This window comes from Oligoflexus sp., from assembly GCF_035638955.1.
GTDB lineage: Bacteria > Bdellovibrionota_B > Oligoflexia > Oligoflexales > Oligoflexaceae > Oligoflexus.
In genome coordinates this window covers 1-11,967 of sequence record NZ_DASQYZ010000060.1, presented here as the reverse complement: position 1 = coordinate 11,967, position 11,967 = coordinate 1, and the positions used below count along the sequence as shown (strand labels likewise).

Annotated in this window: 9 protein-coding genes; 4 read left to right on the top strand and 5 right to left on the bottom strand. The window is 51.8% G+C overall.

The annotated features are described in order from the left end of the window. Positions 1–200 precede the first annotated feature (200 nt). Positions 201–1,355 carry an aldose epimerase family protein gene (locus VE954_RS06070; RefSeq protein WP_324950705.1) on the top strand — a complete coding sequence of 385 codons (1,155 nt, stop codon included), beginning with the start codon at positions 201–203 and terminating at the stop codon, positions 1,353–1,355. A 32-nt stretch (positions 1,356–1,387) separates the two neighbouring features. Here VE954_RS06070 and VE954_RS06065 read toward each other — a convergent pair whose 3' ends face one another. Further along, positions 1,388–3,175, bottom strand: coding sequence for a glycoside hydrolase family 2 protein (locus VE954_RS06065; RefSeq protein WP_324950703.1), 1,788 nt, complete (start codon positions 3,173–3,175; stop codon positions 1,388–1,390). A gap of 285 nt (positions 3,176–3,460) precedes the next feature. On the opposite strand from VE954_RS06065, the gene VE954_RS06060 reads away from it, so the two are divergent. Both VE954_RS06060 and VE954_RS06055 read left to right on the top strand, forming a co-directional pair. Next, the gene (locus VE954_RS06060) at positions 3,461–4,189 is read left to right on the top strand and encodes an outer membrane protein (protein WP_414698974.1); all 729 of its coding nucleotides are present in this window, start codon (positions 3,461–3,463) and stop codon (positions 4,187–4,189) included. A gap of 178 nt (positions 4,190–4,367) precedes the next feature. Further along, positions 4,368–5,168, top strand: coding sequence for a hypothetical protein (locus VE954_RS06055; protein WP_324950699.1), 801 nt, complete (start codon positions 4,368–4,370; stop codon positions 5,166–5,168). 68 nt (positions 5,169–5,236) lie between these two features. Here VE954_RS06055 and VE954_RS06050 read toward each other — a convergent pair whose 3' ends face one another. From VE954_RS06050 to VE954_RS06035, 4 genes are all read right to left on the bottom strand, one after another. After that, entirely contained in the window at positions 5,237–7,036 is a 1,800-nt protein-coding gene (locus VE954_RS06050) for a hypothetical protein (RefSeq protein ID WP_324950697.1), read from the bottom strand. A 26-nt stretch (positions 7,037–7,062) separates the two neighbouring features. Then, positions 7,063–8,247 (bottom strand): hypothetical protein, encoded by a 1,185-nt coding sequence (locus tag VE954_RS06045; protein WP_324950695.1) that lies wholly within the window; start codon positions 8,245–8,247, stop codon positions 7,063–7,065. Positions 8,248–8,540: 293 nt separating this feature from the next. Beyond that, on the bottom strand, positions 8,541–10,769 hold the full coding sequence (locus tag VE954_RS06040) for a hypothetical protein (RefSeq protein WP_324950693.1): 2,229 nt from the start codon (positions 10,767–10,769) through the stop codon (positions 8,541–8,543). Positions 10,770–11,023: 254 nt separating this feature from the next. Continuing rightward, a complete protein-coding gene (locus tag VE954_RS06035; RefSeq protein ID WP_324950691.1) occupies positions 11,024–11,188 on the bottom strand; it encodes a hypothetical protein in 165 nt (54 codons plus the stop codon). Positions 11,189–11,356: 168 nt separating this feature from the next. On the opposite strand from VE954_RS06035, the gene VE954_RS06030 reads away from it, so the two are divergent. Next, positions 11,357–11,881, top strand: a complete 525-nt coding sequence (locus tag VE954_RS06030; protein WP_324950689.1) for a hypothetical protein — start codon at positions 11,357–11,359, stop codon at positions 11,879–11,881. Positions 11,882–11,967: the final 86 nt, after the last annotated feature.

Genomic DNA, 11,967 nt, shown 5'->3' with positions numbered 1-11,967 from the left:
GCCGCCCCTGAAAAGGCTGAATCATTACAAAATGATGGGTTGGCGCACGCAAGGGACAGACCCCTGCGAGGATGCTCATTGTTGACGCGCTTCCTTGGAATGGTCAATACCCTGGATTGGATGCGCAGTTTAAGAAAGGTATTTTCTACAAAGGCCATGCTCGGGATCTACCGAGCCGAACACCCTTGTGGAGTTATACCGTGAACCCCAAAACTTTTTCCTATTGGACATCCTCGACGCTCCTTATATCGCTGGCTTCTCTGAGTTTTGTGGCTGCGAAATCGTCATCACCGACCCAAACCCCACCGAACCCGCAAATCACTAAGAATCCGTACGGGCAGCTTGCCGATGGAACCCGGATCGACAGCTATACGCTCAAAAACAAGAACGGTATGGCCGCCAGGATTATAACGTATGGCGCGATTCTTACTGAGCTCTGGGTCCCGGACCGCCAAGGTCAGTTTGCGGATGTGGTTCTGGGATTTGAAAATCTGGAGGGATATTTGGGTGAGAGTCCCTATTTTGGAGCCACGATCGGTCGTGTCGCCAACCGGATTGCGAATGGAAAATTTACCCTGGACGGCAAAGAGTATACCCTCGCCACCAATAATGGACCCAATAGTCTGCATGGAGGCAACCAGGGTTTTGATAAGGTGGTCTGGGAAGCCGAACCACTTGAAGTCGCGAACGGTAGCGCGGTCAAATTCAATTATCTGAGCCCTGATGGCGAGGAAGGTTATCCCGGCAACCTCAATACCACTGTGGTGTACACTCTTACCGACGACAACGAATTAAAGATAGAGTACACGGCGGAGACCGACCAGGCAACACCTGTTAATCTTACCAATCACAGCTACTGGAACCTGGATGGCTCGGCCAACATTCTCGACCACGAATTACGCCTGGCAGCGGACCATTACACCCCAGTGGACGAGACCCTGATCCCAACCGGTGAGATCGCCCCGGTGGCAGGCACTCCCATGGATTTCACCAGGCCCCAGACGATAGGCTCCCGCATCGATCAACTGCAGGGTGACCCTGGAGGCTATGATCATAATTATGTCCTGACCGATAAGAAACCATCGATGAAGCTGGCCGCACGTGTCCGTGGACCGCAAAGTGGTCGTGTGATGGAGGTAAGGACGACAGAACCGGGCGTTCAGTTTTATTCGGGGAATTTTCTGGATGGCACGATCACCGGAAAATACGGCCAAGTTTACCAAAAGCATGCAGCTTTTTGCTTGGAAACACAGCATTTTCCAGATGCTGTGAATCATCCCAATTTTCCATCCATAATCCTTCGCCCAGGAGCAACCTATCAATCGATGTCCGTCTACAAATTTTTGACAGACTAAAGAATGGGTGCTCGGGAGAGCACCCTATGGATTCAAAGTGCCTGGCGACGGGCCACCCGAGTCGGCTCAAAATAGAGGTCACGATGCAAGTCGAAGAGCAGGTTCGTATCCGCTTTCAACTCGCGACGATCGTAGGTCATCCAGCCGTTGACCTCGACCTCAACATCGGTGATCTGAGTATAGATGGCCGCTGACAACCCCTCCTGAATCAAAACCCGCAGGTCCTGTATCAGGTCTGCATAAGCCGTCTGCAGCGCATCCTTAGTGAGATACGTTTCATAGCCCCAGCTATCCTGGTCCTTCCATAGATGCCCTTTTATAGGCAGGCCCAGGCCTCCAAATTCACCCAGCACCGCGGCGCGTTGCGTCTCAAGTTCGGGTCGCGCAGGGCCTGGATAGCGATGGATATCGTTAATGTCACCCACTTTGAAATCATCCCAACCACTGGCGCTATTCACCAGACGTGTGGGATCAAGGATTTTCAACTCGTTGGTCAGGCGGGGCGTATCGTATTGCCCCCATCCCTCATTAAAGAGCACCCACATCACAATGCTGGGAAAGGGATGCAAAGCCTCCACCATCTCCCGAAGCTCATATTCAAATTGGGCGCCTGAACTTTTATCCTGATTACGACTGCTCGGCATATCCTGCCAGACGATCATACCCATGCGATCGCAGTTGTAATACCAGCGAGCCGGCTCCACCTTCACGTGCTTGCGCAGCATGTTAAATCCAGCCTGCTGAGCGAATTTGATATCATGCACCATGGCGTCTTCAGTGGGCGCCGTGTAAAGGCCGTCGGGCCACCAGCCCTGATCCAGGAGGCCGTATTGAAACAAAGCCTCATGGTTGAGCATAATGCGTGTTCGACCCTGAGCATCAACGCCAAGACTGATTTTACGCATCGCAAAATAACTGGTGACTTCATCCATGATCTGACCCTTTCTACTGACCGTGACCCGCAGGTCATAGAGAAAGGGATGGCGAGGCGACCACAGCTTCGGGGATGGAATAGTCAGGGTCGAGGCAGCCTTCTGATAGATGCCTTCGGATACCGCTATTTCCCGCCCCTGATCGTAGGCTGTCACCTTAATGTTCATCCCCTCCAATTGCTGGCCCTGGATCTGAACTTGAAGAGTTTCCCGGTCAATGTCTGGGACAACATGAAGCCGGTCAATCGACGAAACGGGCACGGGTTCGAGCCATACCGTCTGCCAAATTCCTGTGACGCTCGTATACCAAATGCCTCCAGGGTTGTTCGTCTGTTTTCCCACGGGTTGCAGGCCTTCGTCGGTGGGATCCCACACCCTCAGTGTGATGGTCTGCTCGGATTTCGCGACCAGGGCATCCGTAATATCGAACGAAAAAGGCGTAAAGCCACCCTGATGCCGCCCCACAGGTTTGCCGTTCACCCAGACCTGGGTGGACCAGTCCACAGCCCCAAAATGCAGTTTAATCCTTTGGCCGCTCCACGCCGCCGGGATTTGAAACTTCCTTTCGTACCAAAGGTTATGCTGGCTGCCGACCGATCGCTGCACTCGGGACAGAGCCGACTCGACCGCAAACGGGACAAGAATTTTTCCTTCAAATTCATTCACCCGTTCCTGGGCCACAGGAGCGATGGCGTAATCCCAGAGACCATTCAGATTCAACCACGACTTACGGACCATCTGCGGTCGCGGATATTCCGGTAAGACTTGATTTTCATCAACTTCAACCGCCCACGGTGTCATCAAAGGGTTGGGATCGGCGGCATAGACATAGGTCCAAGGCATGAGAAAGCCTATGGCAAATATTGCCAGTATTCGTGAAACTGTCATCGGTGAAACCTCAGAGATGTAAAGATATGGGTTTAAAGAAAACTGAATTATGGATAGCTGATTCTGCAGCATTGATAAAGTTCGCAGGACTACTCATAGGCGTTCCATTCCAGCTGCCATAAAAATATTCACTGTTCAAGAATTGAAAATTATTTCCCAATCATTACGCTTTGAAAGACTTGAAAAGGTCTGTTTTCAAAGATGATTAAGTAAAACTAACCGCAGGCAACGTGGCCTCGTGATTGCATAACGAGTGATAGTTTTTCAATCTAAAGGGAAATCACTATGAAGTTCTGCGCCAGCATACTGCTCATGATCATGTCCACATCAGCTCAAGCAGAAGGATGGTCCTTGGCACCACGTGTTGGTCATCAGAATTTAAAATTCCATAGTAAAGGCACGGAGTATATCAGTTACTCCACCTCGGCCGAGAATACGGGCCCTATTCCGCTTGAATATGAGTATGAGAAAGACGACAGCGCCAGCACAGCATTTTTCAACTCAACGGTGCAGGGGCTGCGCTTCATGTATGCCATGGAGAGTTTCAATCTGGTTTCCGATTTGGATTTTTCCCGCTACTACAGCACTGGGGCAAAGATCGATTTACTGGGTCTCGGTTTGTCAGCCCAGGTTCCGGTAGCCCAGATGGAGTCATTTAAAGTTTATGGTTTAATCGGATTCAGCTTGCGTAGCCTCAAACTGAGGTTGTATGAAACGAGTTATTCATTCGGCTATGAAAGCATCGATTATAATGGGCAAGCGGGCGGGTATCCAACCATAAACGTTGGAAATTACGATGTGGGCTTGGGTGCCAGCTTTCCCCTAAGCGAGAGCATGAGCCTCATCGCAGAATACAAATATTCCGACACCATCGCCAAAGGAACGTTCGAGGCAAAAACCAAATCCAACGTCAGCAATGAAACTCACAGTGTGTCTTATGAATCTAGCTCGAAATCCAAGAACAATACACTGACGACGCAGGACCTCACATTAGGACTTATCTTTGCCCTGTAAGAGGCCAGAGCCCGGTAAACTACGGCGTGGTCATGACATCGTTTGACGTATGCGGCGCAGTCCAAGGATCTGGACATCGTTCCAGATTCCTGGACAGCCGGACGCGGCTTTGCGATTGGGTTTGAAAAATAACACCGACTATGGTTCTTCTTAGGGTTCATGAAACCACAGGTGAACCATGGTGAATGAAAACGCACTCCTCGATGATCTCATCCAGGCCATCGAAGCCTGGCTCGGCGGCAACAAAAATCGCAGCCTGTCGAGCCTTTCCAGGCGGAGTCGTATCGCGTACTCCACGATTCGACGTATTGTACAGAATAAGAGTGCCCCTCATCCCTTTACCGCCCTGGCGATCGTTGAGGTCATCCTTACCGTGCCTGAGCGCGTCGAGTTTCTTAGAAAACATTTTCCGACCCTAGGGGAACTGATCGACGAATGCTCCCAGCCCCAGCTCCCCGAACTTCCTATCGAGGAGTCCTTCCAGCGCTATATTACCCTGGAACCGCACAACCGAATCTTTAACATGGCCGCAACCCTTGCCGGGACGAACCGACCTACCATTCAAAGGATCGCGGGTGAAATCGGGCTCGAAGCCCTTGAGGAAATGATCAACGCCGGTCTCCTTGCCGAGGATGGGCAGGGTGGGATACGTTACCACCAGAGGGATTGGGTCTTCCCATCATCCGATCACGCGCTGGAGCAGGTGAAGCTTTCGGTGGAACATTTTAATAAGCCCCTGTTAGGCACATCTGGCGCGAGCATCATGCATGCGACTGGGGCGGTTCGCGCTGATGTCGTTCCGCAACTGAAAGCTCTGATTATGAAATTTATTGAGGAATTTTTGGCTCTGAAAAATGCCAAAGAGTCTGAAGGGACTATTCCCTTCTTCTGCGACCTGGTTTATTCCTTGTATGATCAGAAAGATTGGGATGCCGACCTGGATCATTTACGGGAAAATGCAAAGCGCCACAACCGTTGAGGTTGCGGCGCTTTGGTCGGTCAGGCACCACTTGTCGGTCAGGCGCCACTTGTCGGTCAGGCGAATCGTTACGGAGCAGCTTTGCTCATTTCGCAGTTCACATAAGTCAAGCGTGAGCCGTTGACCGTTTCGGTGCCATCTGCTGTCTCTTTCAACGAACAGCTATGGATCTGACCGATGATACCGCTGAAATCAAAACCGGTCTGGAGATTATCGATCGGCTTGGAATCTTTCTTAAAGCCGTAGATAAAATCAGGAACCTGACTGGTGGGCTGGGCTTGAGCCAACGTTCCCCATTCACCGCCGATCAACTTGCCTTGGGCATCAAATTCCAGGACATACTGAAGGTCAGACGGGCCCTGGGCATAACGCAAGTCATACTCAGGTGTGTAGTTCATGCTGGGACCCTGGGGCTCATACGACCACTTCAGTTTCACGTTCACTTCAGCGACTGTGACGGCACCGGGAGCGAGACGCTTGACAAGGCCGGGGTATTCCAGGATAGCCTGCGCTGTGGTTTTGCTGGGCTTCACGTTAACTTGAGCCGAATGAACCGGCTGGTTCCAAACCTGACCACTCTGGGTTCTGTCGATGACAAAACCAATCTTGTCTTCCTGCAAAGCCTTAAGAACAGTTGTGTGCAGGGCGGCGGGATTCACGTCACCACAACCATTGATTTCAACGGAGGCCAGTGTTTCTGGTTGCACAGCGTTCCGATCGCTCACAAAGGCTTTGATGGGCGCCAGGCGATCCGTGTGGTAATTCATTTGACCCCACTGTCCGCTGGTCTCATCAAAGTAATTCAGCTCAAACAGATAGGATGACTTTCCGCGGCCATCGTGCAAGCTTACGTTATAAACGCGGAAATAAGCGTTGCCTTTAAAGATGCCGTAGATCCAGCTTGTGTTGAGCCACTCGGGAGAAATTTCCTCGACCAAAGAGAAGTTGATCTTGGCGTCGCTAGCTTTCTTCTGCAAGCTCCCGTAGATATTGCGACCTGATGCGTCCACTGGTCCACGACTGTCTTCATTGCCAACGTCCAGGTTACAGCGACGACCGATGAAATACTGATCCTTGCGCGGCGAGTAGTTTGCCCAGGAATAAGTGAGCAGGCCACGAATATCACCTTCCGTGATCAAGACTTCCTTATTATCCAGCTTCACTTTAACAGCGTGCTTCGGCGCTTCTGAGAAAAGAGCGGCCGGTGCCCAACCATGGCACAAGCCTTCCCAGCCCCACTCGTCACCAGTTCCATCTTGATTCAGGTACTTGTAAGACGAGGACGATGTGCGATTCGTCCAGGTTTCCCATCCGTCTTTTGACAAGGGCAAAACGGATTGCAGCACGGGACTGTTTTCTCTTAAAGCGAGATTCATCTGGCCGACTGCAGCACGCTTTTGCACAAGGTCCTCGGTCGCCTTGATCTCGGTTTCTTTTTCAGTCAGTTTCGTACGCAAAGCCGCCAGGGTTTCACTGGTTAATTCCTTGGTGTGGCGCCAGCGATAGATTAAATCGTACTTTTCAGCTGGTGACAACAGAACGCTGGGTTTGTCTTTGCCGACTTCTGTCAAATGCGTGTCGAGGAAGTCCACAAGGCCAATTTCCGATGTCGGATTGGTCATGAGCTGAGCCCAGCGATAGGAAAGCCCTTTGTTTACACTTGGCCAGTACGTATCGGTCCACGGCGTACGTTCAGTCGTTGCTGAGAAACCATGTTTCAATGTTTCGTAGTCCAGAGCGCCAGCGTAGCCATTCTTATTCACTTGATTTTCACCATCAAAGGCTTGATTCAGACCGGAATTGTTCGATCCAGGAGCGCAACCTAGGGCGATGGCGAGGAGAGTGAAGATGCTTATGGTCTTTTTCATAAATATTATCCTTTAAATATTTGAGATTAGTTAAATGAAGCTGCCGTAAAAACGCCGTTGGCGTCGAAGCATCCCAAGCTGATGTTCGTGCCTTGGCTCTCCAAACCACCAATAAACGCCGCAGCGGCTTTGTCCAAGGGTGAGGCGTCTGGTTCGTTGGCGACGGCAGCCATCTGCGGGTAATTGAAATTATTGTCTTTGAAGTTCAAGGCGCCGTTGATGAAACCTCTGAAACCATCAGCATTGGGAACCACCAGGTTCTTGGAAATCAGATTACCGTATCGGTACGCAAAATCCTGGCGAGTCATTTCAAAGACCAGGCGGTTGCCAGCTTTCAAGATAGAATTCGCTGGGTCCTGGCAGGTGCTCTTGGACACAACGCCGTCAATGGCGAAACCGTACTTGGCCATGTAATCGTTTTCAATTTGGACAGGGACAGCGGACGCGCTGAAACGATCAAACACGTGCTTTTGAATTTGCACGCGGCCATCCGCGCAAGCCACAGCTTGAGCAAAGCCACCATTCGCACCCACATGGACAAACTGATAACAGTCGACATTGGCAATAGCGGTGACTTCGTCCTGGTTCAGCCACAGGCCGCGAACGTCAGCCAGGCTGTTCTGAAGAATTCTTGCCAGGCGCGCTTCCAGATCCGCGATCGTACCTTGAGCGGCCTGCAATTCGGCAGCTGCATCGGTTGCAGCGGCTTCTGCGTTCGCCACAGCGGTTTTAAGATCATCACGCTCGCCTTGCAGCTTGGTGATTTCGGCGCGGAGGCTATCGATCTCAGGGCTGCTGGCCAAGGTTGTCCGCAGTTCCGTGATCTTGGCTTCCTTTTCGGCAATTAAATTATCTTTGGTTTTAATTTGGGCATTCAGGTCCAGGGCGACTTTTTTCTTGTCTGCCAACTCGGTTTCGAGTTTGGACTTGGCTTTCTCAGCCGCAGTTTTTGCGTCTTTGACAGTTCCAAGCTCTTTTGTAGCCTTTTCCAAATCCTGCTGAGCTTTGGCAAGGTCGCCTGCCGCTGTTGCTCCGTTCTTTTCCGCAGCTTCAAGTTCAGCCGTCGTCTGGGCCTTGTCACTGATCAGCTCAGCATTCTGCCGAGCCAGTTCGTTGTTGCGACGTTTCAGATTTTTTTCGTCCTGGGTGTCACCGCAGCCCTGAAGGATAAAGGTCAAAAGGCTCAGAGATAAAATTTGCTTGGTCATCATGGAAAAGATCTCCTGAATGGATTGAAAGTATGGCGATAAAAATTGATCCAGATTGCTCTTACTGAAAACTGACAGTGCACGCCGCCAGGAAGACGAAGCTAGGTCAATATTGCAGCGAGGAGAAAATCAGCTGGATGAATCAGAAGGAGTAAACTGTCGTTTCGGCGTTCTTGTGACGTGTATATATGACATCTTTGTCAGCCATGATTGACTGATCTTGCGCCGATAAAAATAATTTATCCTGGGAATTAAACGGGTTGCGCGGATGCTTGAGAACTCAGGATAGGCAGGGGCTAACGCACGGTTATGCTGCGAATGCCGCCAGGCTGGGGATCAATATAGAGAACGGCCCGGGATTGACGGTCCTCATACTCATAGCCCATGGACCAAAGATCGGGGGCGGCTTCCTTGCCGTTGACGAACAGCTTCAGGAGTTGATGGGGCTGGACATCGCGAAGCACCAAAACCAAAGGCATCGCATCACGATCCTTCAATCGGGATGTCAGCTCAAAGCTGCAAGGGGAATTGTTCCACTGCAGTTCCAGATGGCCTCGCCGTGGATTGTGCGAAGGGCTGTCACAGCCTTGAAGATTGTGCACAAGAGGAGGATAGGCCCACTCCTGGATACGGGAGCTGATCACGTGAGGATCGGGATGGATGCCCAACAGGGATACGAAACTTTTGGGGCCTGGCGATCGACCGCCGTGGCTGACCTGCACAGAAACCAGCGAAGAGTGACTGACCTGAGCATCCCAGGTCGTCCGCGTTTGATCGTGATACTCGTAAGGCTCACGATGGATGGGCCAGTGTGAGAATTGCCATTCATAGCCGTGCCACGAGACATCATAAATCAGAGGATACGCACCGGATACATGCGGCGCGGATCCCGCCTGGGCAAAGGCACTGTAGATATAAGGCGCGTGGTCGTCGCCGTCTTTGACCCGAACCACCGCGGCCAGATGCTCCCAACGATCGAAGGGGGCCTGGCCTTTGGAATAGGATTTTCCATCCATGTCACGCCCCTGACTGGGCCGAAAGCGAAAACTTTCGGCTTTCATCGGGTTCCACAGTTCGAGCGAGGCACCAGGCTGGGCATGATGTTCTGGATTGGAACGTGAGCCTGCAATGATGGAGAGTTCAGCGATTTCAAAAGCGTTGGCACCGTAGCCCTCGTCGTCAGGGGAATAGACAATCTCGCGGAAGGTTGAGCCGTCTGGATAAATGGTCCAGTATTCGTCGCTGCGGGCCTGGGCCTCAAGACCGCGTTTCGGTTCCTTTCCCAAAGTCTGGGCAATCGTTTGATAGGCCGGGTTCATCAGATACGAACGCCAGTGAATGATCTTTCGGGCAGGATGATCCGCGATAATCCTGACTTCATTATTCCAGCGAAGGTTGTCGGCCATGGCTTCGAAACAACCGGGTGATTTCTGCCGATTTTCAGGCCATAGTTCAACGAACGAATTCGTCACCAGAAGTTGATCATTGATGTGCCAGGCGGGGACGTTGTTCAGTTCCGACCAGAAAACCAGACGATACCGCCTGGAAGCCGGCCAACGACGACCGAATTGAACCTGCCACGCATCGCCTGCGAAGCCCGACCAATGATACGATTTTTGGGTGACCTCGAAGGTCTGGCTTTCCTGCGCAGGTTCACTGCTGGGAAGCCGATACGTTTGCATATCCCGAAAGCGCACCTGATCACCAGCCTTATGGGCGTCCAGCACCAGCCCTATAAAGTAATGTTGCGCCTTGTCCGCCCAGGACGGGACCGGCGCCAGATTCATCCAGCCTTCCGCCGGTCCTATGGTGGGCATCAAGTGCTTTCTCACAGCATAAGCAAGATGGAAAAAAGGCTGCTCCTTGCCATCCTGGAGTGAGGACACATGATGAAACATTTTGAGCTGACCACTGGACTCTTTGAAGGGAACGCGAAAATCATTGCGCAGAGAACCTGCTGGGCTGAACGTTCCATCAAGAATCGCTTCGTAGCGCCGCGCTTGTTCCCAGGGACTCAAACGACCCGTTCGATCCAGGACCTGCTCCTGCCGGCTGCCGTCGGCTAGGGTTTGCCGATCGCGGGCTTTGATTCGCCAATGGCCCTGATCATCGCGATCCAGCATCAGCGCAAGATAGGTATCAAGATCAGGCTGCGGGGCACCGATCGACGATTGAACAGGAAACAGAATCAATCCACGAGCAAGTGCTCGATTGTCGCCCAAATGCAAGCGGGCCTCATTGGTAAAATGCCCCTGAAGAGGAACCTTCATCAGGATCCCTTGCAGGCCGGTCGACTGGGCCTTAAGCTCCATCTCTCCTGAGCTATTAAGCCACCAATGAGGATGAGCGCAGCCAGGGACGAGACAAAAACTCCGCCAGGCATCCGTCGATTCCGGGGCCAGATTGGTTCGAGTCAGACCCGGGCTGGTCCCCTGCGTTTGATTTGTGATTTGAGGCACTAATCCACACGAAAACATCAGGCCTAAACAGGCGATGGCGAACCAGTGCTTTAAGCCGACCATCACAGGCTGCCTTCTCTCGACAGGTGCCGATACTGCACAGGGCTGTCGTCCCATGGCTACAAACGTATGAATTTTCCTACCTGGATGTAGACATAGGATGGGCGGCGGATCAATTCAAGAAGGCTCAATAAGGGTTGAAAAACTTCCCAATCAAAGAGGCGGAGTCACCGCTGTGACAGCAGATATGGCTCCACCTGCAGCCCGGGTATCGTTTCACAGGATGCGCTGGTGTTGCAATCTCCTGTCGATGGTCTTCTTCAAACTGTGAAGCTATTAGCCAGATGCCAGACCACTTGAACATTGCGGGTCGGCAGTTCACCAATCTCCAGAAGTTCGTGGACGCCCGTCGTCTGTTGATCCGCACCGAACACCAGCGATGACAAAAGATAAATGGATGCAGCGAAAAAGGTTTTACGATTCATTTACAATTCCCGTGAGTGTGAGTTGAGACGCCTAGGCGGACGCTGCATCTGCGACGAAACCTAATGCAAACATTTCGACTTGAGAATCTGATTCTACATCGTTCATCGTCTTATCATCATTCTTGCATGACGATGGAGCAGCAAACTTCTCCCATCGAGAGGATCACTATGGCAACTGCAGGAATCCAACACGCAAAAAGCTTTTATTCAGCGCCGGATGTTGGCCAGCGCGATCAAATTCTCAGTGAATATGCCCGTTTTCTGGATCAACGCAATGGCGGCACCGACCCTGACACAGGCTTCGTAAAACGCGAGGCGTGGTTGGATTCCGCTGCGGCAACTTCCGCTCAACATCGAGGCGTGGTTTGCCAGGAAAGCTTTGAACGCAATTATGTCCGCTTTCATCCGAGTGACCCCCTTTCCAAAGCTGCCGTTGCATTGCTCGCTTTCACCAAAGTGAACGCCGGCGAAGCCTATGGAGTGGAAGTCATCAGCAAGTCCCGCCATGCGCGGCCGGAAACGTCGGACATCACCGATCAGGTGGAGCGAATTCTGACGCATGAGGAGATTTACCACACAAAGATTCTGCTAGGTGCCGCGCGTCAGTTTGGTCTTCCCGAACCCAGTGGAGCCTGGCGGCCCCCCTATATCTCAGCCAAGTATGAGACAGTTTCTGCCGATAAATTAGTATAATGAAAGTGGCGGAAATGAGGCTTCATCCATGTCCCAGACATCCAAAGACAAAAAGCTTGTGGGTTCAGCAACTTCAGAATCATTAC